At 66.4% G+C, this 20,867-nt stretch carries 21 protein-coding genes; 13 read left to right on the forward strand and 8 right to left on the reverse strand.

The annotated features are described in order from the left end of the window. The first annotated feature begins 124 nt into the window (after positions 1 to 124). The 12 genes from rpsF to CK498_RS15380 all read left to right on the forward strand — a co-directional run bounded on the left by rpsF (position 125) and on the right by CK498_RS15380 (position 11,578). Positions 125 to 526, forward strand: a complete 402-nt coding sequence (gene rpsF / locus CK498_RS15325; protein ID WP_095621707.1) for a 30S ribosomal protein S6 — start codon at positions 125 to 127, stop codon at positions 524 to 526. A 27-nt stretch (positions 527 to 553) separates the two neighbouring features. Then, positions 554 to 781 (forward strand): 30S ribosomal protein S18, encoded by a 228-nt coding sequence (rpsR, locus tag CK498_RS15330; protein WP_076746520.1) that lies wholly within the window; start codon positions 554 to 556, stop codon positions 779 to 781. 12 nt (positions 782 to 793) lie between these two features. Beyond that, positions 794 to 1,645, forward strand: a complete 852-nt coding sequence (locus tag CK498_RS15335; RefSeq protein ID WP_095621708.1) for a YybS family protein — start codon at positions 794 to 796, stop codon at positions 1,643 to 1,645. 15 nt (positions 1,646 to 1,660) lie between these two features. Beyond that, positions 1,661 to 2,107, forward strand: a complete 447-nt coding sequence (gene rplI / locus CK498_RS15340; RefSeq protein ID WP_095621709.1) for a 50S ribosomal protein L9 — start codon at positions 1,661 to 1,663, stop codon at positions 2,105 to 2,107. 182 nt (positions 2,108 to 2,289) lie between these two features. Then, positions 2,290 to 3,039, forward strand: a complete 750-nt coding sequence (locus CK498_RS15345) for a FadR/GntR family transcriptional regulator (RefSeq protein WP_095621710.1) — start codon at positions 2,290 to 2,292, stop codon at positions 3,037 to 3,039. 10 nt (positions 3,040 to 3,049) lie between these two features. After that, the gene (gene dgoD, locus CK498_RS15350; protein WP_095621711.1) at positions 3,050 to 4,198 is read left to right on the forward strand and encodes a galactonate dehydratase; all 1,149 of its coding nucleotides are present in this window, start codon (positions 3,050 to 3,052) and stop codon (positions 4,196 to 4,198) included. A gap of 5 nt (positions 4,199 to 4,203) precedes the next feature. Then, positions 4,204 to 5,151: a 2-dehydro-3-deoxygalactonokinase gene (locus CK498_RS15355; protein ID WP_229359097.1), complete on the forward strand. Its 948-nt coding sequence runs from the start codon at positions 4,204 to 4,206 to the stop codon at positions 5,149 to 5,151. A 33-nt stretch (positions 5,152 to 5,184) separates the two neighbouring features. Further along, a complete protein-coding gene (locus tag CK498_RS15360) occupies positions 5,185 to 5,790 on the forward strand; it encodes a 2-dehydro-3-deoxy-6-phosphogalactonate aldolase (RefSeq protein WP_095621713.1) in 606 nt (201 codons plus the stop codon). A gap of 407 nt (positions 5,791 to 6,197) precedes the next feature. After that, entirely contained in the window at positions 6,198 to 7,706 is a 1,509-nt protein-coding gene (locus tag CK498_RS15365; protein ID WP_095621714.1) for a carbohydrate porin, read from the forward strand. A 163-nt stretch (positions 7,707 to 7,869) separates the two neighbouring features. Further along, positions 7,870 to 10,761, forward strand: coding sequence for a replicative DNA helicase (gene dnaB / locus CK498_RS15370; protein WP_095621715.1), 2,892 nt, complete (start codon positions 7,870 to 7,872; stop codon positions 10,759 to 10,761). 71 nt (positions 10,762 to 10,832) lie between these two features. Further along, positions 10,833 to 11,126, forward strand: a complete 294-nt coding sequence (locus tag CK498_RS15375; protein WP_095621716.1) for a hypothetical protein — start codon at positions 10,833 to 10,835, stop codon at positions 11,124 to 11,126. Between the two features lie 149 nt (positions 11,127 to 11,275). After that, positions 11,276 to 11,578: a DUF6482 family protein gene (locus CK498_RS15380; protein WP_095621717.1), complete on the forward strand. Its 303-nt coding sequence runs from the start codon at positions 11,276 to 11,278 to the stop codon at positions 11,576 to 11,578. A gap of 4 nt (positions 11,579 to 11,582) precedes the next feature. On the opposite strand, the gene CK498_RS15385 is transcribed toward CK498_RS15380, so the two are convergent. Next, positions 11,583 to 11,981 (reverse strand): thiol-disulfide oxidoreductase DCC family protein, encoded by a 399-nt coding sequence (locus CK498_RS15385; protein WP_095621718.1) that lies wholly within the window; start codon positions 11,979 to 11,981, stop codon positions 11,583 to 11,585. Continuing rightward, positions 11,981 to 13,570, reverse strand: coding sequence for a cryptochrome/photolyase family protein (locus tag CK498_RS15390; RefSeq protein WP_095621719.1), 1,590 nt, complete (start codon positions 13,568 to 13,570; stop codon positions 11,981 to 11,983). The genes CK498_RS15385 and CK498_RS15390 overlap by 1 nt, the downstream gene beginning before the upstream one ends. A 180-nt stretch (positions 13,571 to 13,750) precedes the next feature. Here CK498_RS15390 and hemH point away from each other — a divergent pair, with 180 nt between their 5' ends. Beyond that, on the forward strand, positions 13,751 to 14,824 hold the full coding sequence (gene hemH / locus CK498_RS15395) for a ferrochelatase (RefSeq protein WP_095621720.1): 1,074 nt from the start codon (positions 13,751 to 13,753) through the stop codon (positions 14,822 to 14,824). Here the strand turns inward: hemH and CK498_RS15400 are convergent. Genes CK498_RS15400 through CK498_RS15425 form a run of 6 tightly spaced genes read right to left on the reverse strand, consistent with a single transcriptional unit; the run spans position 14,821 to position 20,659 of the window. Then, positions 14,821 to 15,255, reverse strand: coding sequence for a Na+/H+ antiporter subunit G (locus CK498_RS15400; RefSeq protein WP_095621721.1), 435 nt, complete (start codon positions 15,253 to 15,255; stop codon positions 14,821 to 14,823). The two genes, hemH and CK498_RS15400, sit on opposite strands and share 4 nt — an antisense overlap. 11 nt (positions 15,256 to 15,266) lie before the next feature. After that, positions 15,267 to 15,536 (reverse strand): K+/H+ antiporter subunit F, encoded by a 270-nt coding sequence (locus CK498_RS15405; RefSeq protein WP_095621722.1) that lies wholly within the window; start codon positions 15,534 to 15,536, stop codon positions 15,267 to 15,269. Further along, the gene (locus tag CK498_RS15410) at positions 15,530 to 16,027 is read right to left on the reverse strand and encodes a Na+/H+ antiporter subunit E (protein WP_095621723.1); all 498 of its coding nucleotides are present in this window, start codon (positions 16,025 to 16,027) and stop codon (positions 15,530 to 15,532) included. The genes CK498_RS15405 and CK498_RS15410 overlap by 7 nt, the downstream gene beginning before the upstream one ends. Beyond that, entirely contained in the window at positions 16,024 to 17,529 is a 1,506-nt protein-coding gene (locus CK498_RS15415; protein WP_407645862.1) for a monovalent cation/H+ antiporter subunit D, read from the reverse strand. The genes CK498_RS15410 and CK498_RS15415 overlap by 4 nt, the downstream gene beginning before the upstream one ends. Further along, a complete protein-coding gene (locus tag CK498_RS15420; protein ID WP_095621724.1) occupies positions 17,526 to 17,867 on the reverse strand; it encodes a Na+/H+ antiporter subunit C in 342 nt (113 codons plus the stop codon). Before CK498_RS15420 ends, CK498_RS15415 begins: the two co-directional genes overlap by 4 nt. Beyond that, a complete protein-coding gene (locus CK498_RS15425; RefSeq protein WP_095621725.1) occupies positions 17,867 to 20,659 on the reverse strand; it encodes a monovalent cation/H+ antiporter subunit A in 2,793 nt (930 codons plus the stop codon). Before CK498_RS15425 ends, CK498_RS15420 begins: the two co-directional genes overlap by 1 nt. Positions 20,660 to 20,867: the final 208 nt, after the last annotated feature.

Genomic DNA, 20,867 nt, shown 5'->3' on the forward strand with positions numbered 1-20,867 from the left:
TCCTTAGAATATTGGCGCCCGTGCGTCCTTCGTGCGGGCATTAGTGTTTCCACTATCACCTCCTTGCTTCCCCTGGTCGTGCCACGTCAGGCCTCAGGAAGCTGTCAAACCGAAAGGAGCTAGCATGCGTCATTACGAAATCGTGTTCATGGTCCACCCGGACCAGAGCGAACAGGTTCCGGCGATGGTCGAGCGCTACACCACTCTCGTCACTGAGAGCGGCGGTACCGTGCATCGTCTGGAAGATTGGGGTCGCCGTCACTTGGCCTACCCGATCAATAAGATCCACAAGGCTCACTACGTGATGATGAACGTCGAGTGCCGCGGCGAGACCCTCGAAGAGATCGAGAACATCTTCCGCTTCAACGACGCCATCCTGCGTAGCTTGGTCGTGCGCTGCAAGGAAGCCATCACCGAAGCATCACCGATGATGAAGCCGGCGGAAGACAAGCGTCCGCGTCGCGAGGACAAGCCCCGCGAGCGGAACGAGAACGAGAACGAAGAAGAAACCGCCGAAGCCAACTGATTTCGCACGACCATAGGAGACTTTTTCATGGCACGCTTTTTCCGTCGCCGCAAGTTCTGCCGTTTCACCGCCGAAGGCGTGAAGCAGATCGATTACAAGGATATCGATACGCTCAAGGCCTACGTCACCGAGACCGGCAAGATCGTACCGAGCCGCATCACCGGCACCAAGGCCCGCTACCAGCGCCAGCTGTCTACCGCGATCAAGCGGGCGCGCTACCTGGCGCTGCTGCCGTACACCGATAGCCACCAGTAAGCCATTGGCGTGATGCTGCCCGTCGCTCGCTGGTTGATGCGTGGCACCCCTTATGCGGTGGGGGCCGCGGCACTCGCCGCCGTCGTTCCCTGGCTGTTCTGGTTCAGTGCCGCCATTGCCGCCCTGGTGACGCTGCGTCACGGCCTGGCATCGGCGATGCCGGTGATCCTCGCCGCAGCGCTGCCCTCCGGCTGGTGGTGGATGCAGGGCGATGCCATTCCGCTGGCCACGGTGCTGCTGGTCACGCTGATGGCCAGCGTGCTGCGTGCGCGGATGCGCTGGAGCGAGGCGCTGATCGTCGGCGCCCTGGCCGGCGCGGCGATGGTCCAGTTGGGACTGTTCGTGCCTCCCGGGGGGGCCGGCCCGCTGCTCGAGCAGGTGCGGCAGAACTCGGCAGAGGTCGATCGCATGCTCACCGAGTTCGCCAATCAGGGGCTCGATACCGAGCGCCTGGCGGTGTTGCTGATCGGCGGGGTGACCGGCCTGATCGTGCTGGTGGCCGCGGTAGCCTGCCTGGCCTTGGCGCGCAGCTGGCAGGCCGGGCTGTATAACCCTGGCGGCTTTCGCCAGGAGTTCCACGCCCTGCGCGTGGCGCCCAGGGAACTGGCGGTATTGGTGGTGCTGGGCGTGATCGGCATGCTGCTGGGGATCCCGGCGCTGGCGATGCTCAGCTGGGTGCCGCTGCTGGTGGCCGGTGTCGCGCTGGTACATGGTTTTATTGGTGTAAAGGGGATGAACGGGCTGTGGTTGGTGGCCTTCTATGTATTGCTGATAACCACCTGGCCCATGATTCTGATTGTACTGCTTCTGGCCTTCATCGACTCGCTCGTGGACTTCCGCGGGCGCCTGGCCCGAAGCGACTGACAAGAGGTTAACGAGATGGAAGTCATTCTGCTCGACAAGATTGGCAAGCTGGGTGGCCTGGGTGACAAGGTCACCGTCAAGCCCGGTTATGGCCGCAACTACCTGGTGCCCTACGGCCTCGCCGTGCCGGCCACCAAGGACAACGTCGCCGCGTTCGACGCGCAGCGCGCCGAGCTCGAAGCTCAAGCCGCCGACCGCAAGGCTGAGGCCGAAGCGCGTGCCGCTCAGCTGAGCGAGATCGAACTGTCGCTGGTCTCCAAGGCCGGTGACGAAGGCAAGCTGTTCGGCTCCATCGGTCCGCGCGACCTGGCCGAAGCGATCGCCTCTGCCGGTATCGACATCGCCAAGAGCGAAGTGCGCATGCCGGAAGGCCCGATCCGTGCCACTGGCGAGTACGACATCGACCTGCAGCTGCATGCCGAAGTCGCTACCAGCGTGCGCGTGGTAGTGGTCGCCGAGTAAGCGCGATACGTCATAGGCGGCTTTTGTCCGCCGCCGTCGGGTGTCATCGCCCGGCGCCTCTCAAGCCCCCGTAGCCCTGCTGCGGGGGCTTGCTTGTGTCTGGCCCGGCGTGGCAGTCGATCGCGCTTGCTAAAATGTCAGACATTTAATAGGCTGATGGCCTGTCATCGTGGAGAGCCATCATGTCGCTAGATCACCTGCCCCGCCACCAGGGTGGCGCCGACGCCCTGGCACGGCTGTTGGGTCAGGCACTATTGGCCGGTAGCTGGCAGCCGGGCGAGGTCTTCCCCCGCGAGCTGGACCTGTGCAAACACTTCGAGGTCAGCCGTAACCAGGTACGCAATGCGCTGGCCAGCCTCACCGCCACCGGCCTGATCGAGCGCACCGCCGGGCGCGGCACCCGGGTCTGCCAGATCAGTGACTGGCACCTGCTCGACCCGCTGATGAGCGAGTGGTTGGCCGGGCTGGAGGCTCCCGACCCCAAACTGGTGCGTGAGATCTTTGCCTTCCGCTACTCCGCCGAGCCGGTGGTTGCCAGCCTCGCCGCGAATGCCGCGGTGGCCGCCGACATCGCGGCAATCGAGCAGGCCTTCGACGGCATGCGCATCACCGCCAGCGCCCAGCAAGCCGCCCGCCATGTCGAGTACGACCTGGCCTTCCATGAAGCGATCTACCGGGCCAGCCACAATCTGGTGTGGCGGCAGATGGGCCATCTGCTGCGGCCCTCCATCATGGCGCTGATCCAGCACTCGCAGCACAGCGTTGCGACCCTCGACGACAGCCTGGTGCGCCATGGCCGGGTGCTGGCGGCGATCCGCGCAGGCCAGCCCCAGGCCGCCGAGCGTGCCGCTCGCGAGGTGCTCAAGCGCACCGCCATCGACCTCGGCATCGTCGCCGAGGCAGCCGACACCCTACCGTCGAACGAACGCTGAGGAATCGCATATGAAGATCACTCGACTCAAGACCTGGCAGGTGCCGCCGCGCTGGCTGTTCCTCAAGATCGAGACCGACGCGGGCTGCTACGGCTGGGGTGAGCCGGTCATCGAGGGGCGCGCTGCCACCGTCGAGGCCGCCGTCCATGAACTCGCCGACTATCTGGTCGGCCAGGATCCGCACCGCATCGAGCATCTCTGGAATATCCTCTATCGTGCCGGTTTCTACCGCGGCGGTCCGATCCTGATGAGCGCCATCGCTGGCATCGACCAGGCGCTGTGGGACCTCAAGGGCCGCGATCTCGGGGTGCCGGTGCATCAACTGCTGGGCGGCGCGGTGCGCGACAAGATGCGCATGTATGCCTGGACCGGCGGCGACCGGCCCAGCGAAGTGGGCGAGGGGGCCCGGGCGCTGGTCGAGCAGGGCTTCACCGCCTTCAAGATGAACGGCACGCCGGAGCTGGCCATTGTCGACTCCCACCACAAGATCGACGAGGCGGTGGCGCGGGTCGCCGAGGCGCGCCAGGCGGTGGGGCCCGCCGTCGGTATCGGCATCGATTTCCACGGCCGCGTGCACCGCCCGATGGCCAAGGCGCTGCTGCGCGAGCTGGAACCCTTCCATCCGATGTTCGTCGAGGAGCCGGTGGCCCCCGAGCACCTGCCGTGCCTCAAGCAGATCGCCGGCGGTCTCGGCTATCCGCTGGCGACCGGCGAGCGGCTACACACGCGCTTCCAGTTCCGCGACCTGCTGGCCGACGGCATGATCGATATCATCCAGCCTGACCTCTCCCACTGCGGCGGCATCAGCGAGGGGCTCAAGATCGCCGCCCTGGCCTCGGCCCACGATGTGGCGCTGGCACCGCACTGCCCGCTGGGTCCGCTGACCCTGGCCACCTCGCTGCAGCTGGATGCGGTGTGCCACAACACCTTCATCCAGGAGCAGAGCATGGGCATCCACTACAACCAGGGCAACGACGTCCTCGACTATCTGGTCGACAAGTCGGCGCTGGCCATCGAAGACGGCTTCTGCGCCATTCCCCAGGGCCCCGGGCTGGGTGTGGAGATCGATGAGGCGTTCGTCGAGGAGCGCGCCAAGGTCGGCCACCGTTGGCGCAATCCGGTGTGGACCCACGCCGACGGCTCGGTAGCCGAATGGTGAGCGCGGTGGCCCAACGCCTGAGCTGGATCGCCGTCGACTGGGGCTCCAGCAACCTGCGCGCCTGGGCCCTGGATGCCCAAGGTGAGGTGCTGGCCCGGGCCACCAGCCCGCAGGGCATGCTGTCGCTCGCTCCTGGCGATTACGAAGCGGCACTGCTCGACGCGATTGGCGGCTGGCTGCCCGACAGCGGGCGCGTCGCGGTGCTGGTGTGCGGCATGGCTGGTGCCCGCCAGGGCTGGCGCGAGGCCGCCTACCTGCCGCTGCCGGCACGTCTGGACGACCTGCAGCGCGGCGCAGTGAGCCCGCCGGTCTGTGATCCGCGCCTGGCCGTGCAGCTGCTGCCGGGGCTGTGCCAGACCCGCGAGGGTGCCTTCGATGTGATGCGCGGCGAGGAGACCCAGCTGGCCGGCCTGGTGGCACACGAGCCTGGCTTCTCGGGACTGGTTTGCCTGCCCGGCACCCACGCCAAGTGGGCACGCATCGAGCGGGGCGTAGTGCCCCGTTTCACTACCTGCATCACCGGCGAGCTGTACGGCTTGCTGGCCCGCCACTCGCTGCTCAAGCACTCGATCGGCAACGACGACCCCAGTGTTGCCGGTGACCGCGAGGCCTTCGTCGCCGCGGTGCGTCAGAGCCATAGCGCGCCGGGGCGCTATAGTGCGGCGCTGTTCGGGCTGCGTGCCGCCGATCTGCTGGATGGCGAGCTGCCCAGCGGCGCTGCGCGTGGGGCCCGCCTGGCCGCGCGACTTTCAGGGCTCACCATCGGCCTGGAGCTGGCCGGCCTGGGCAGTGAGTTGGACGCCGAGGCCCCGGTCACGCTGATCGGTGACGCCGGCCTGTGCGCACGCTATGCCTTGGCGCTGGAGTCCCTGGGCCACGCCAGCCGCTGCCTGGACGGCGAGGCCGCCGTGCTGGCCGGCCTGAGCCTGGCCCAGGCGTCTCGCCAGGCTTGAGGCCTGATCATGGAATCTGCTGGAGACTGCCCTATGACACTGCCCCTGATCGGTATCCTGCGCGGCGTTACCCCCGAGCAAGCGGTAGCGGTAGGCGAGGCGGCACTCGCCGCCGGGATCACGACCCTCGAGGTGCCGCTCAATTCGCCCCAGCCGTTCGACAGCATCGCGCGGCTGCGCGAGGCGCTGGGAGAGCGTGCGCTGGTTGGTGCGGGCACCGTGCTGAGCCCCGCCCAGGTTCGCGAGGTGCACGCCGCCGGCGGGCAGCTGGTGGTCTCGCCCAACTGTCGCCCGGCGGTGATCGAGGCGACGCGACGGCTCGACATGCAGAGCTGGCCGGGGGTGGTCACGCCCAGCGAGGCCTTCGACGCCCTCGACGCCGGCGCCAGCGGGCTCAAGCTGTTCCCCGCGGTGCAGGTGGGTATCGCCGGCATGCAGGCGCTGCGTGCGGTGCTGCCTGCCGGCACCCGGCTCTACGCGGTAGGCGGTATCGGTGTCGACAACTTCGCCGCCTGGCGCGCCGCCGGCGTCGACGGCGCGGGCCTGGGTAGCGCGCTTTACCAGCCGGGGCAGGCGGCTGGCCAGGTGGGCGAGCAGGCTCGCACCCTGGTGGCGGCCTGGCAGGCCAGCACGGCCTGAGTCGCTTCGACCCCGCTCGAACACTACTGTTACCTTGAGGCCGACAATCGCCTCGGGGTTAGCGGTCTCGCTGAACCGCCGCTGCGGTTGAGCTAGGCCTGGTGGCAGGGCTGCCTGATCCATGCCTGCTGCTAGCTGAGGCCCACGCCTAGCGCTTAGACATTGGTAGTAATATTACATATTGCTTTTTGCAGTGACGGGCTTAAACGATTAAGTTTGCTCACAAGCCACTCTTGCATGCCCTGAGTGGCGGTGAGCGGACGGCGTCGCGAATAGTCTTGCGACACCCTGGTAGGGCATTGCACGCCAGCCTTGCAACTGTTCTGCGGCCTGGTTTCGGGCCTGTAGACTTAATCGATTAAGTCGTTCGCTGTCGTTACACAACAAGCATAAAAGGATGCGCATCCATGAAAGCAGCCATGTTCAAGACGCCACTCGTCACCGCCGTGGCCATCGCCAGCCTGGGGGCCACGGGGCTGGCCAGTGCCGATTCGGCTCTCGAGCAGCGTCTGGCGGAACTCGAGGCGCGCATCGCCGCTGCCGAGCAGCGTGCCGATGCCGCCGAACAGCGCGCCGAGCTCGCCGAAGCCCAAGCCGCACCCGCCGGTCAAGCCGGCTCCAGCGAGGCGGCACTGGAAGAGCGCCTGGCCCGGGTCGAGCGCCGGGCCAGCGGTGACGAGGGGTTTTCCTTCAACGGCTATGCCCGCTCCGGGCTGCTGCTCGGCGAGGACCGCAAGAGCATCGATGGCGGCCCCTACGTGACCCCGGCCGGCAGCCTGGGCGGCGCCGTGGGGCGGCTGGGCAACGAGCCGGACACCTATGTCGAGGCGATCCTCAACTACAAGACCCGCTACGACAACGGCGCTCGTGCTCACTATCGGATGATGCTGGCCGACTCGGTGTCGACCAGCAATGACTGGACCTCCGACGAGTCCAACCTCAACGTGCGCCAGGTCTATGCCGAGCTGAGCGACCTGCCGAGCTTTACCGGTGCCTTTGCCGATGCCTCGATCTGGGCTGGCAAACGCTTCGATCGCGACAACTTCGATATCCACTGGATAGACAGTGACTTCGTGTTCCTGGCCGGCACTGGGGCGGGGATCTATGACGTTCAGCTGGCCGACGACTGGCGCAGTAACTTCTCGCTCTACGGACGCAGCTTCAGCGACTTCGACGTGGTCGGCAGCGAGGATCCGGGCAGCGGCGAAACCGACAGCCTGATCCTCACCGCCAATAACTATATCGGCAACTGGCAGTGGATGGTCAGCGGGCTGTCCGCCGCTGATAACGACGAGCGCGCGCTCGAGGGCGGCGACGCGGCTGCCGATAGCGGTTTCCACACCATGATCGCCTATCACGGCGATAGCTTCTTCGGCGTCGCCGAGGGCAACTTCAAGGCGGCGCTGATCCACGGCCGGGGGCTTGGCGCTGAGGCCAAGACGCTGGGCGCCGACGGCGACCTCACCGACGATGCCCAGGCCACCCGTCTCGGGCTCTACGGCACCACCTATCTGGCGCCCAACTGGCGCCTCGCGCCGTCGATCCTCGCCGAGGTCAGCAAGGATCGCTACGTGCAGGGCGACGACTACACCTGGGCCGGCCTCAACCTGCGTCTGGCCAACGAGCTGACCGACAACTTCGAGATGCAGTACGAGGCCAGCTACCAGTACATGGACCTCGACCCCCAGGGCTTCGATGGCCGTAACGCGGTCAGCGGCGACTTCGGCAAGTTCACCATCGCACCGACCTTCAAGCCCCAGGTGGGAGGCTTCTGGCAGCGCCCCGAGCTGCGTGCCTTCGCCTCCTACACCGACTGGAGCGGCGAACTCAACGACTACGGCGCCAGCTCCTTCGGCAACGACGGCTTCGGCGGCGGCCAGTGGAGCTTCGGGGTGCAGATGGAGACCTGGTTCTAGTCGCACGCCTGGCATGCTGTTTCGATCCTTTCCCCACGCCTCGGCGTGGGGATTTTCGTGTACGGCTCGGAGTGTCCGCCTGGGTTGGGGTAGAATGCGCCTTGGTTGGGCGCGAGCATCCGGCGCGCCATCCGTCCCGACTCCCCTCAGGCCGTGAAGCGTCATGAACGACATCGTAGAGACCGATAAGGAAACCGCCGCGCTCAAGGTGCCGCCCCATTCGCTGGAAGCCGAACAGTCGGTGTTGGGTGGACTGATGCTCGACAACCAGGCCTGGGACACCGTCTCCGAGCGGCTGGTGGGGGGAGACTTCTACCGCTATGAACACCGGCTGGTGTTCAACGCCATGCAGGGCCTGGCCGAGGGCGGCCACCCGCTGGACGTGGTAACCCTCTCCGAGGCGCTGGAGAACCGCGACCAGTTGGATACCGTGGGCGGGCTGGCCTACCTCGCCGAGCTGGCGCGCAATACCCCGTCGGCGAGCAATATTCGGGCCTACGCCGATATCGTCCGTGAGCGTGCCACCCTGCGCAAACTGATCCAGGCTGCCAACCAGGTCGCCGAGAGTGCCTTCGCGCCCCAGGGGCGGCCCGCCGACGAGCTGGTCAACGAGGCCGAGCGGCTGGTGTTCCAGATCAGCGAGGAGCGGCCCAAGTCGGGCGGCCCGATCGGCATGAGCGAGCTGCTCGCCAAGGCGGTGGACCGTATCGACGAGCTGTTCAACATGCAGGGCGAGATGAGCGGGCTGTCGACCGGCTTTCGCGATCTCGACGACATGACCTCGGGGCTGCAGCCCTCCGACCTGGTGATCATTGCTGGACGCCCGTCGATGGGCAAATGCATCATGGCTGGCTCTCGCCTGGTAGACCCGAGCAGTGGTGCCCTGATCACCATCGATGAGCTGGTGGCTCGCCAGCAGGCTGATCTGCTGACACTGAACGACGATTTTCGCCTCTCCCCATCCAAGGCCAGTGCTTTCGTTGATGATGGCCGCAAACCGGTCTTCCGGTTGCGTACTGCGCTGGGCCGCGAGATTTGCACGACCCTGACCCACCCCTTCCTGACTGGGGAGGGCTGGCAGTCGTTGGCGCATCTGAAGGTGGGGGAGCGTGTCGCCGTGCCGCGGCGTATTCCCGTATTCGGCCAGTCACGGATGCCTGAACACCAGGTAAAGGTGCTGGCCTATATGGTTGCCGATGGCGGCACCACCCAGAGCTGCGCCATGTTCACCAATAGCGATCCGCGACTGCGCGAGGATTTCGCTGCGGCGATTCGAGCGTTTTCTGGCCTGGTTTGTCGGTTGGTGGAGAGCGACGGACGCACACCGGCACTGCGTGTCAGCAGGGAGCGAACGGCGCTAGCGCACTCACGTCAGGCCTTCGCCAAGACGTTGCGGCAGACGCTGGCGCGCGCAGGGATGAGCGGTGAAGCGTTGGCGGGAGTTCTCAACGTCAGCAAGGCGGCGGTCAGTGCCTGGTGCAACGGTCGCAGCATGCCAGCTGAAGCGACGTTTGGGCGTCTCTGCCACGAGCTGGGCGTGCCAGCGGCGGAGCTTGAGGTAGCCAATTACGCCGATGTGGCAAAAAATTCCACCAACCCGTTGCGGCGCTTTCTTGAAACGCACGGGGTGTGGGGGCTGCAAGCCCCGCAGAAACGTATCCCGGAGGCTGTCTTCCAGCTTGAGCGGCCGCTGTTGGCGTTGTTTCTCAACCGTCTGTTTGCCTGCGACGGTAGCGCTTTCGTGCAGGCCAATGGCCAGGCGAGGATCAGTTATGCATCCTCGAGTCGTGAATTGATCCGTGACATTCAGCATCTACTACTGCGCTTCGGCATCCTGGCCAAGGTGCGCGAGAAGACCAATGGCTATGCAAACCTTGTCCATGCCCCCTGGGAGCTGGAGGTGCTGGACCGCGCCAGTATCGAGGTCTTCGCGTCTGATATCGGGATATTCAGCAAGGAGGCCCGGCTGGCCGAGGTCGTCACTTGCCTGATGGGCAAGCGAGTTCATAGCAATCGTGACAGCTTGCCCGAATCAGTGAATCATTATGTCAAGGTTGCCAAAGGCAATCGAACCTGGAAATTCCTGTTCGAGGCGGCTGGTAGGCGATTGCCTGAAGGTGGCAACCTCCATCTCACCGGGAGCAGTGCGCGCTGTCTGTCGCGTGCTCGGGCGGCTGAGTTTGCCGACGTGCTCGAGGATGAGTACCTGGCGAACCTGGCGCAGTCGGATCTCTACTGGGATGAGATCGTCGAGATCACCCCGCTGGGGCTGCAGCAGGTCTACGATCTGAGCGTAGATGGAACCCACAATTTCGTTGCCGAGGACGTCTGCGTCCACAATACCACCTTCGCCATGAACCTGGTCGAGCATGCGGTGATCTCCAGCGACAAGCCGGTGGTGGTGTTCTCCATGGAGATGCCCGCCGAATCGCTGATGCTGCGCATGCTGTCGTCGCTGGGGCGCATCGATCAGACCCGGGTGCGCACCGGCCAGCTTGAGGATGAGGACTGGCCGCGGCTGACCTCGGCGGTCAACCTGCTCAAGGACAAGCAGCTGTTCATCGACGACACCGCGGCGCTGTCGCCCAACGAGATGCGCTCGCGGGTGCGGCGCATCGTTCGCGAGCACGGCAATATCGGCCTGATCATGATCGACTATCTTCAGCTGATGCAGATCCCTGGCTTCTCCGAGAATCGTACCGGCGAGATCTCCGAGATCTCGCGCTCGCTCAAGGGGTTGGCCAAGGAGTTCGGCTGCCCGGTGGTGTCGCTGTCGCAGCTCAACCGTTCGCTGGAGCAGCGTCCCAACAAACGCCCGGTGATGTCGGACCTGCGCGAGTCGGGCGCCATCGAGCAGGACGCCGACGTGATCGCCTTCGTTTATCGCGACGAGGTCTATAATCCGGACAATCCCGACAATCAGGGGCTCGCCGAGCTGATCATCGGCAAGCAGCGTAACGGGCCCATCGGCACGGTGCACATGGCGTTCATCGGCAAGTACACGCGCTTCGAGGATCTGGCCCCGGATAGTTACGGCCAGCACTTCGGTGAATAGGGCCGGCCTTGAGCCGCGGCGCCCAGCCCGTATAATGCCGAGCCCCACGCAACCCGCAATCAGGAGGCCTCATGGCAGGCGGATTTCGACGCGGTAACCGCAAGCGCATTCCCAAGCTCGAGGGACGTGGCGAGCTCCAGGAGCTCGAGCGCGAAGGCCCGTTCAAGGAGTGGTTGGGCATGCCCGATCTCTACCGCTACCGGCTGGTGGTCGACGGCGTGACCTACAGCTACCAGACCGAGGACTCCGAGGTGCCGGTCAAGGTCGGCGACCGGGTGGTGTTCCGCTACAAGGAGACCAAGGCCGGCAACTGGGTCGATCGCAACTCACTGGGCAAGGCGATCGATCCGGCCGACTATCAGTAAGTACGCAGAAAGCCGGCTTGTGCCTGGAACTTGACGACTTGGACAGAGTCACAAATGTGTCGCTGTAGGGACACGACGCTGTCATCGGGTGGCGCCATGCTCACCCCTATTTACCTACCTATCGTCGTCATTTTTCGGGAGCTGGATCCATGGAGTTCGATCATCTCAAGGCGTTCGTGGCCGACCACGACAATTTCGAGATTCGCGTCATCAGCCACGCCGGCAGCCGCTACTATCAGCTCGAGCTGGAAGACGTGGAAGGGCAGCGCCATATGCTGTGCCGGCGCGGCAAGCCGGTGATGTTTCGCGCCCTCGACGACATCTACCTCGAGCTCAAGCGCGCCGGCATCCATCGCGCCTACCTGGTGCAGTACGTGGCCCACGACGAGATGATCGGGCGCGACGCCCACTATCATGACCCGCTGTCGTCGCGCATGCCGCTGGTCTTCTAGGCCTTCAGCGACCCTTGCGCCGCGCCTGCCACCAGCGCCCCAGCCGCACCCGGCGGCGCGCGAACCAGCGATATCCCGCGTCCAGCGCGCCTGCCAGCCCCGGTAGGCCGCTTATCCACACCAGCCGACGGTAGCCGAGCACCGCATACAGCGCACGGCTGGCATCCATCCCCACAAACCATTCGCCCGCTGCGTCGCGCAGATGCAGCCGACCCATCATTGTCTCGAAACTGCTGCCCAGCGCCTCGGCATCGAAGCCGTCGGCCTGGATATCCACCAGTGCCACCCGGTCGCGACGTGGATGGCGCGCCAGCCACGCCACTTCGCGCTGGCATAGCGGGCAGTGCCCGTCGTGGTACAGCGTCACCGGTGAGCGGGCGGCGAGGGGGCGATGGCGTGGCATCAAGGGGTCTCCAGGTGATAGCCGGCGCGATGCGCCTGATGCTGTGTGCCGCCGCCGTAACTCTCCTCGCCATCGAGGCGGGCAAGGAACGCCTCGGCCTGCTGGCGGATGGCATCGCGCTTGGCGTCGGTCATGCGCCGCAGCGAGCCGTAGATCAGCGCCATGCGCGGGTTGTCGGCGAGGCGCTCGGCGTGGCGCTCGAGGAAGTGCCAGTAGAGGCTGTTGAGCGGGCAGGCGTGGGTACCGGTAATCTGCTTGGGATCGTAGCGGCACTGGCGGCAGTGGTCGGACATGCGATCGATGTACTTGCCCGAGGCGCAGTAGGGCTTGGAGCCCATCAGGCCGCCGTCGGCGTGCAGCACCATGCCCAGGGTATTGGGCAATTCGACCCACTCGCAGGCGTCGGCGTAGACCGCCAGGTACCAGTCGCACAGCGCCTCGGGAGCGACGTCGCAGAGCAGCGCAACATTGCCGGTGACCATCAGCCGCTGAATATGATGGGCGTAGGCGTTGTCGCGGGTCATCTCGATGGCGCGCCTGAGGCAGCGCAGCTCGGTGTCGCCGCTCCAATAGAAATCTGGCAGCTGGCGCCGGGCAGCGAGGTGATTGCGGGTCTTGTAGGTGGGCATCTGGGTCCAGTAGAGACCGCGCACGTACTCCCGCCAGCCGAGGATCTGGCGAATGAAGCCCTCCACGGCGTTGAGCGGGGCGCGGCCCTCGTGGTAGGCGCGCTCGGCCGCCTCGCACACCTCGCGGGGCGACAGCAGGCCGATGTTGAGCGCCGGGGCGAGCCGCGAGTGGAATAGCCAGGGCTCGGCGTCGCTGATGGCGTCCTGGAAGCGGCCGAAGTCGGGCAGTGCGTTGGCCAGGAAGTGGCGCAGGTCGGCCAGCGCCTGGCGGCGTGTCACCGCCCAGTTGAAGCCCGTCAGGTCGCCAAAGTGGTCGTCGAAGTGCTCGGCCACCAGCGCCAGCACGTCGCGGGTGATGGCGTCGCGGCGATGCCGCGGCGGGGCGGGAGGCGCCGCATCGGCGGCGAGCGGCTGGCGGTTATCGTGGTCGAAGTTCCACTTGCCACCGGCCGGCTCGCTGCCCTCCATCAGCAGGCCGCTGCGGCGCCGCTGTTCACGGTAGAAGTACTCCATGCGCAGCGACTTGCGGCCCTCTGCCCAGGCGGCGAAGTCGTCTGGGGTGGTGAAAAAGCGCGTATCCTCGTGCAGCTGCCAGGGCAGGGCGGCGTCGCGGCGCGCCTGCATCGCCTGCCATAGCCGCCACTCCCCCGGGCGTACCGCCTGAATGCTGTCGCAGCCGTAGCGCTCGGCGAGGCGCTCGGCTTCGGCGATCAAGCTGTGGGCATTGTCGTCGTCATCGAGCCGGCTGTAGTGCACGCTGACGCCGCGCTGGCGCAGCTCCTCGGCGAAGTGGCGCATCGCCGACAGCATCATGGCGATCTTCTGCGGATGGTGCGGCACGTAGCGGCCTTCATCTTTGACCTCACACAGTGCCACCACGGCATTGGCCGGGGCGTCGCGCAGGATGGCGAGGTCGTGGCTGAGCTGATCACCGAGCACCAGCAGCAGTGGCTTGGACATGAATTGACCTGAAGTTATACAAATAATGCTGATAGTATAACTCGATTCTCCTCGGCGGCGAGCCGGATGCTAGAATCGCACCACGACTTAGACTCAACCCAGGGCGACTGCGACTGCTTGGTGAAGGGCAAACAAGTCCCTGCCCACGGTTGCGCGGCGACCCAATAAGGATGCCAATGCATGTCAGCAAGTGATGTGGAACTCGACCAGCCGGGCCAGGGCCGGCTGGCCCATGCCGGACCCGATCACCCGCCGGTGGCCCGCGCCAAGATCGGCGTGGTGATCGCCAACCTGGGCACCCCCGACGCCACCGACTACTGGTCGATGCGCCGCTACCTCAATGAGTTTCTCTCCGACAAGCGGGTCGTCGACTACGCCTCCTGGAAGTGGCAGCCGCTGCTGCAGGGCATCATCCTGACCAAGCGTCCGTTCAGTTCCGGCAAGGCCTACCGCAGCATCTGGAACGAGGAGAACAACGAGAGCCCGCTGCTGACCATCACCCGCGACCAGACCGCCAAGCTCAGCGCCCGCCTCGAAGCGGCGCTGGGCGACAAGGTAGTGGTGGACTTCTGCATGCGCTATGGCAATCCCTCCACCGATAGCGTGCTGCGCCGGCTGCAGGCCCAGGGCTGCGAGAAGATCCTGTTCTTCCCGCTCTACCCGCAGTACGCCTCGCCGACCACCGCCACCGCCAACGACCAGGCCTTCCGCACCCTGATGAAGCTCAAGTGGCAGCCGGCGATTCGTACCGTGCCGGCCTACTTCGAGCACCCGGCCTACCTCGATGCCCTGGCGGCCTCGGTCAACGAAGCCTATGCCGCCGCCGAGTCACGGCCGGATATCCTGGTGGCCTCCTATCACGGCGTGCCCAAGCGCTATCTGATGGAGGGCGACCCCTACCACTGCCAGTGCCAGAAGACCACGCGCCTGCTCAAGGAGCGGCTGGGCTGGGACGACAGCCAGATCGTCACCGCCTTCCAGTCGCAGTTCGGGCCCGAAGAGTGGGTTGGCCCGCCCACCGTCGACCACGTCGCCGAGCTGGCGCGCCAGGGCCACAAGCATATCGCGGTGGTCTCGCCGGCCTTCGCCGCCGACTGCGTGGAGACCCTCGAGGAGATCAACGAGGAGATTCGCGACAGCTTCCTCGAGGCCGGTGGCGAGCACTTCACCTACGTGCCCTGCCTCAACGACCGCGACGACCATATCGAGGCGCTGGCGCAGGTGGCACTCAATGAGCTGGGTGGCTGGATCTAGCGGCGCAGTCGCCAGCGGCGCTTCTGCCCCTCGCTGGCCGGGCGCCGCGGCCGTGGCGGGCGCGCTACCCGGCCCTGGCCGACGTCCTCGTCGCGCAGCTCGGGGGGCGAGCCGCGGGTGTCGCGGGTGTAGGGCAGGTGCATGTGCAGGCCGGTCTTGGCCAGCATATGGCCGGTGACCGGCGCGGTGATGAACAGAAACAGGGTGATCAGCAGCTCCTGCACGTGGAGGCCCGGCTGTACCACGCTGAAATAGACCATCGACGCCATCAGGATGCAGCCGATGCCCAGGGTCGTGCCCTTGGTCGGCCCGTGCAGGCGCATGAAGAAGTCCTTGAACTGCAGCATGCCCAGCGAGCCGACGAAGGCGAATAGTCCACCGGCGATCAGCAGCAGGCCGATCAGCCATTCGAGAAATACGTAGAACGCCATGCCATGGCCTCCTATTCGATGATGTCGCCGCGCAACAGGTAGCGGCAGATTGCCATGGTGCTGACGAAGCCGAGCATGGCGATCAGAATCGCCGCCTCGAAATAGACCTTGGTGTTGAGCCACAGCCCCAGCAGCACGATCAGCGCGATGCAGTTGACGTACATGGTATCAAGGGCCAACAGCCGGTCGGGAATGTCGGGCCCGCGGGCTAGGCGCACCACGTTCATCGCCAGGGCGGCAACGATCAGCGCCAGGCTGATCCACAGCGCGGTATCTAGCATTCGAAGATCTCCTTGAGCGGCCGCTCGTAGCGGCTGCGAATCTCCTCGACCAGCGCCTGCTCGTCGTCGAGGTCGAGCACGTGGATCAGCAGCGACGAGCGGTCGAGGCGGATATTGGTCGACACGGTGCCCGGGGTCAGGGTGATGGTGTTGGCCAGCAGGGTAATGGTCAGCGGCTCGCGCACCAGCAGCGGGTACTCGACGAAGCCCGGCCGCGGCGCGCGACCGGGCTTGAGTATCAGGTAGCTGACCTCGAGGTTGGCCTTGAGGATGTCCCACAGCACGCGGGCCACGAAGCGGCACAGCGTCCAGGGTTTGCGCACCCGCGGTAGCGGCTCCCACAGGCGCCGTATCAGCAGCGGTATTGCCACCGCAAGCCCAGCGCCCAGCAGCAGTTGGCCAGGGGATAGGCTGCGCCCCAGCAGTAGCCACACCACCAGCAGCACCAGTGACAGGGTGGGCGTCGGCAGCAGTCTGCCCAGCGATCTCATGGTCGTACCCCCGCGGTGGTGGTCGGTGGTGTCGAGACGACCTCGCTGCGTGCCAGCTGGGCGGCGGTGGCCTCGGCGTAGCCGCTGATCGGGCCGGCGAACAGCGTCAGCAGCGGCAGGCTGGCGAGCAGCCACAGCACGCCGATGAGCTGCCCGGGGCGTACCCGCTGGTTGCCCGGCTTGCCCTTGTGGCTGGCCCAGAATAGCACCGAACCGGCCCGCGACAGCGCGATTAGCGCGGCCAGCGTGGCCAGCAGCAGTAGCGCCCACAGCCACAGGCCCTGCTCGCTCCCCGCCGCCTGCAGCAGCCATAGCTTGCCCAGTGCGCCGGACAGCGGCGGCAGGCCGACCATGCCGATGGCGGCGACCATGAATAGCCCGCCGAGCAGGCGCTGCTGATTCAGGCGCCGCCCGCATACCAGCCGTGTACCGGCCTGGCCGCGCTGGCGGTCGATCAGCTCGGCGATCAGGAACAGCGCGGCGGCGACCAGCGTCGAGTGCACCAGATAATAGAGCAGCGCCGCGTCGCTGGCGTGCTGGCCCATGCCGACGGCCGCCAGCAGGGCCCCCACCGAGACCAGTACCAGGTAGGCGACCAGCATGCGCAGGTCGCGGGCGCCCAGCGCACCTAGCGTAGCCAGTGCCAGGGTCGCCAGGCCGGTGACCCACAGCCAGGTCTGGACCGGCGCACTGGCGGGTGTGCCGGCAAAGATCAGCGACTCCACGCGCAGCAGCGCATAGACACCGACCTTGGTCATGATCGCGAACAGCGCGGCCACCGGGGCCGGCGCGGCGGCATAGGTGCGCGGCAGCCAGAAGTACAGCGGCAGCGCCGCGGCCTTGAGGCTGAACACCACCACCAGCAGCAGCGCGCCGGTGGTGGCCAGCGCCGCCCGGTCGCCGTCCAGCGCCGCCATGCGCTGGCCCATGTCGAGCATGTTGAGGGTGCCGGTGGCGCCGTAGAGCACGCCCAGGGCGACCAGGAACAGTGCCGAGCCGATCAGGTTGAGCACCACGTAGTGCAGGCCGGCGCCTACCCGTGCCTTGCCGCCGCCGTGCATCAGCAGCGCGTAGGAGGCCAGCAGCAGGATCTCGAAGAACACGAACAGGTTGAACAGGTCGCCGGTCAGAAAGGCGCCGTTGAGCCCCATTAGCTGCAGCTGAAAGAGGCCGTGGAAGTGGCTGTCCTGGGCGTCCTCGCCGGAGCAGGCGAAGGTCACGCAGCCCAGCGCCAGCACCGCGGTGAGCAGCACCATCAGCGCCGCCAGGCGATCGAGAGTCAGGGCGATGCCGAACGGTGCCTGCCAGTTGCCCAGCGCATAGTGATAGACCTCGTCGCTGCCGGCCAGCTGCAGCAGCAGTGTGGCAAGCGCGACCAGCAGCAGCGTGGCGACAGTGCTGATCAGGCGCTGGCGCGCGTCGTCGAGGCGCAGGCCGAGCAGAACCAGTGCGGCCAGCATCGGCAGCAGGATCGGTAGGATCGGCAGGTGCTGGGCGATCATCGCGGTGGCTCCTCGTCGCCCTGCTTGCCGTCGACGTGGTCGTTGCCCAGTTCGCTACGCGCGCGAATCGCCAGGATCACCATGAAGGCGGTCATGGCGAAGCCGATCACGATGGCAGTCAGCACCAGCGCCTGGGGTAGCGGGTCGCTGGGCGACAGCGACTCGCCGATCACCGGGGCGGCGTGGGTGTTGAGCCCGCCCATCGAGAACAGGAACAGGTTGACCGCATAGGAGAGCAGCGTCAGGCCGACGATCACCGGGAAGGTGCGGCCGCGCAGCATCAGGAACAGCCCGCAGGCGGTCAGGGTGCCGACCACCGCGGCGAAGAGCGCTTCCATTAGTTCTCCTCCTCGATGCTGGGGCGGTGCACGGTAGTCACGCGGCCCAGGTTGACCAGGATCATCAGGGTGGCACCGACCACCGCCAGGTAGACGCCGAGATCGAACAGCAGTGCCGAGGCCAGCTCGATCTCGCCGATCAGCGGCAAGCGGAAGTGTCCGAACGTCGCGGTCAGGAAGGGGTAACCGAACAGCCAACTGGCGAGCCCGGTGGCGGTGGCGATGGCCAGCCCCGAGACGGCCACCAGCGGGTAGGAGAGCGGCAGCCGCTGGCGGGTCCAGTCGTAGCCACGCGCCAGGTACTGCAGCAGCAGCGCCACGGCGGTGATCAGGCCGGCGATGAAGCCGCCGCCGGGCTGGTTGTGACCGCGTAGGAAGATATACGCCGACACCAGCAGCGCCAGCGGCAGCAGGATCTGGGCGATCACCGCCAGGATCATCGGATGGCGGTGTCGCGACCAGTGAATGCCCTCGACGTTACCCGCCGGCATGAACAGCTTCATGCGGTTGAGCAGCTTGTAGGTGGCAAGCCCTGCCAGGGTCAGCACGGTGATTTCGCCGAAGGTGTCGAAGCCGCGGAAGTCGACCAGGATCACGTTGACCACGTTGGTACCGCCGCCGCCGGGTACGCTCTCGCGCAGGAAGAAGTCGGCGATGCTGTGAGTCTCGCGGGTCAGCAGCGCATAGTTGAGGCTGGCCACCACCAGCCCGCACAGCCCGGCCACCAGCAGGTCGCGCAGGATGCGCCGGGTCGAGACCCAGGGTGGTGGGCGCTGGGGCAGGAAGAACAGCGCCAGCATCAGCAGGATCATCGACACCACCTCCACCGACAGCTGGGTAAGCGCCAGGTCGGGGGCCGAGAAACGCACGAAGGTCAGCGCCACGGAGAGCCCCACCACCGACAGCATCAGCAGCGATACCAGCCGCCAGCGGTGGCTCAGGGCGCTGCCGATGGCGCCGAACACCATCAGCGCCGCACCGAGGACCAGCATGCCGTCCAGCGGCTGTACGCCGCGCTCGCCGGTGAGCCGCTCGACCTGGCTAAGCCCCAGCCCGGCCATGGCCACGGCGGTCAGCAACAGTAGCGCCAGGTAGCGCTGCAGCGAGCCGTTCTCGAGCTTGAGGGTCAGCCACAGGCTGGCCTTGGCCAGGCGGATCACCGCGGCCTCGAACAGCCAGCGCGCGTCGCGCCGCGGAAACAGTGCCACCAACCGTGCCAGCTGGGGCTGGCGCAGTGCGGCTAGCAGCCCGCCGAGCACCGCAAACGCGCTGATCGCCAGCGGCAGGCTGGGGCCGTGCCACAGGGCCAGGTCGAGTATCGGCGTGGCGCTGCCCTGCACGGCCTGGCTGGCCAGGGTGACCAGTGGTGCGGCCAGGCTCATTGGCAGCAGGCCGATCAGCAGGCACAGGCCGGCCAGCAGCAGCCCCGGGGCGAGCATGCCGCGGGGCGGGTCGTGGGGTAGCGGCGCATCGCGCTTGCGGCGGCCGCCGAACACGCCGTATGCCAGCCGCAGCGAGTAGCCCACCGAAAGTAGCGCGGCGAGCCCCACCAGTAGCGCCACCGCCGCGCCCAGGCCGCCGAACAGTCGGCTGTCGAGGGTCGCGGCGAGCAGCAGCTCCTTGGACAGAAAGCCGTTGAAAGGCGGCAGGCCGGCCATGGCCGCGGCGGCCATGATCGTCAGCGTAGCGGTCAGCGGCATGGCCTGGGCCAGGCCGCCGAGGTGACCCAGGTCGCGGCTGCCGGTCTGGTGATCGATGATCCCGGCACTCATGAACAGCGCCGCCTTGAACAGCGCATGATTGAGGATATGCAGCAGTGCGGCGGCGATCGCCAGCGGGCTACCGAGTCCCAGCAGCAGGGTGATCAGCCCCAGGTGGCTGATGGTCGAGAAGGCCAGGATGCCCTTGAGGTCGCGCTCGAACAGCGCGAACCAGGCACCGTAGAGCAGGGTGGCGAGGCCGATCAGCGACAGCGATAGCGCCCACAGCGAGGTGTCACCCAGCGCCGGGGTCAGGCGTGCCAGCAGGAAAACGCCGGCCTTGACCATGGTCGCCGAGTGCAGGAAGGCCGATACCGGCGTCGGGGCGGCCATGGCGTGGGGCAGCCAGAAATGTAAGGGGAACTGCGCCGATTTGGCGAAGGCGCCGCACAGCACCAGCGCCACGATCAACGGGTAGTGGGGCGAGGCGCGCAGCGTATCGCCGGCGGCCAGCACCTCGCCCAGCGCCAGGCTGCCGACCTCCTGGCCGATCAGCAGGACGCCGGCCAGCAGCGCCAGGCCGCCGGCGCTGGTCACTACCAGCGACATGCGTGCACCGCGCCGTGCGTCGCTGAGCCGCGACCAGAAGCCGATCAGCAGGAAGGAGGCGAGCCCGGTCAGCTCCCAGAACAGCCACAGCAGTAGCAGGTTGTCGGCCAGCACGATGCCGAGCATGGCGCCCATGAACAGCAGTAGGTAGGCAAAGAAGCGTGCATCGGCCTCGTCGCGATGCAGGTAGTAACCGGCATAGACGATGATCAGGCTGCCCAGACCGAGAATCAGCAGCGCGAAAAGCAGCCCCAGGCCGTCGAGGCGCAGTGCCAGGTCGAGGCCCAGGGCCGGCATCCAGCTGAGCTGCACGCGCGGCATATCGCCGGCCAGCAAGCCGGGCAGCGTCAGGCTCAGCAGCAGCAGGGCCAGAAGCGGCGGAATCAGAGCTGTCAGGGTAAGCAGCAAGCGGCCACGCTGGGCGGCGAGCAGTGGCAGCAGACTGCCGGCCACGGGGGCGAGAAGAATCCACAGCAGTGACATCGAGAATCGGTCCCGTCGCAGCGGGGCACGCACGGGGCGTTGCCATGCGGGTTATTGTCGTGGCGTGGCGACGCTGTCGTTCAGCGCGTCAGGCGATAAAACTCCAGCAAAAACAGGGGGTAAACGCGGAAGGAGGGGAGCTCTTCAGACGCGATGGACCGCTATTTCTTGCCAACTATCACATTGATTCTATAGGCTTTACTTCCAT

Source organism: Halomonas salipaludis (assembly GCF_002286975.1).
Taxonomy (GTDB): Bacteria; Pseudomonadota; Gammaproteobacteria; order Pseudomonadales; family Halomonadaceae; genus Franzmannia; species Franzmannia salipaludis.

What these genes read in the sequence shown, in the direction of transcription:
- rpsF (WP_095621707.1), top strand. Translation starts at nt 125, where the DNA reads ATGCGTCATTACGAAATCGTGTTCATGGTCCACCCGGACCAGAGCGAA.
- rpsR (WP_076746520.1), top strand. Translation starts at nt 554, where the DNA reads ATGGCACGCTTTTTCCGTCGCCGCAAGTTCTGCCGTTTCACCGCCGAA.
- CK498_RS15335 (WP_095621708.1), top strand. Translation starts at nt 794, where the DNA reads ATGCTGCCCGTCGCTCGCTGGTTGATGCGTGGCACCCCTTATGCGGTG.
- rplI (WP_095621709.1), top strand. Translation starts at nt 1,661, where the DNA reads ATGGAAGTCATTCTGCTCGACAAGATTGGCAAGCTGGGTGGCCTGGGT.
- CK498_RS15345 (WP_095621710.1), top strand. Translation starts at nt 2,290, where the DNA reads ATGTCGCTAGATCACCTGCCCCGCCACCAGGGTGGCGCCGACGCCCTG.
- dgoD (WP_095621711.1), top strand. Translation starts at nt 3,050, where the DNA reads ATGAAGATCACTCGACTCAAGACCTGGCAGGTGCCGCCGCGCTGGCTG.
- CK498_RS15360 (WP_095621713.1), top strand. Translation starts at nt 5,185, where the DNA reads ATGACACTGCCCCTGATCGGTATCCTGCGCGGCGTTACCCCCGAGCAA.
- CK498_RS15365 (WP_095621714.1), top strand. Translation starts at nt 6,198, where the DNA reads ATGAAAGCAGCCATGTTCAAGACGCCACTCGTCACCGCCGTGGCCATC.
- dnaB (WP_095621715.1), top strand. Translation starts at nt 7,870, where the DNA reads ATGAACGACATCGTAGAGACCGATAAGGAAACCGCCGCGCTCAAGGTG.
- CK498_RS15375 (WP_095621716.1), top strand. Translation starts at nt 10,833, where the DNA reads ATGGCAGGCGGATTTCGACGCGGTAACCGCAAGCGCATTCCCAAGCTC.
- CK498_RS15380 (WP_095621717.1), top strand. Translation starts at nt 11,276, where the DNA reads ATGGAGTTCGATCATCTCAAGGCGTTCGTGGCCGACCACGACAATTTC.
- CK498_RS15385 (WP_095621718.1), bottom strand. Translation starts at nt 11,981, where the DNA reads ATGCCACGCCATCGCCCCCTCGCCGCCCGCTCACCGGTGACGCTGTAC.
- CK498_RS15390 (WP_095621719.1), bottom strand. Translation starts at nt 13,570, where the DNA reads ATGTCCAAGCCACTGCTGCTGGTGCTCGGTGATCAGCTCAGCCACGAC.
- hemH (WP_095621720.1), top strand. Translation starts at nt 13,751, where the DNA reads ATGTCAGCAAGTGATGTGGAACTCGACCAGCCGGGCCAGGGCCGGCTG.
- CK498_RS15400 (WP_095621721.1), bottom strand. Translation starts at nt 15,255, where the DNA reads ATGGCGTTCTACGTATTTCTCGAATGGCTGATCGGCCTGCTGCTGATC.
- CK498_RS15405 (WP_095621722.1), bottom strand. Translation starts at nt 15,536, where the DNA reads ATGCTAGATACCGCGCTGTGGATCAGCCTGGCGCTGATCGTTGCCGCC.
- CK498_RS15410 (WP_095621723.1), bottom strand. Translation starts at nt 16,027, where the DNA reads ATGAGATCGCTGGGCAGACTGCTGCCGACGCCCACCCTGTCACTGGTG.
- CK498_RS15415 (WP_407645862.1), bottom strand. Translation starts at nt 17,529, where the DNA reads ATGATCGCCCAGCACCTGCCGATCCTACCGATCCTGCTGCCGATGCTG.
- CK498_RS15420 (WP_095621724.1), bottom strand. Translation starts at nt 17,867, where the DNA reads ATGGAAGCGCTCTTCGCCGCGGTGGTCGGCACCCTGACCGCCTGCGGG.
- CK498_RS15425 (WP_095621725.1), bottom strand. Translation starts at nt 20,659, where the DNA reads ATGTCACTGCTGTGGATTCTTCTCGCCCCCGTGGCCGGCAGTCTGCTG.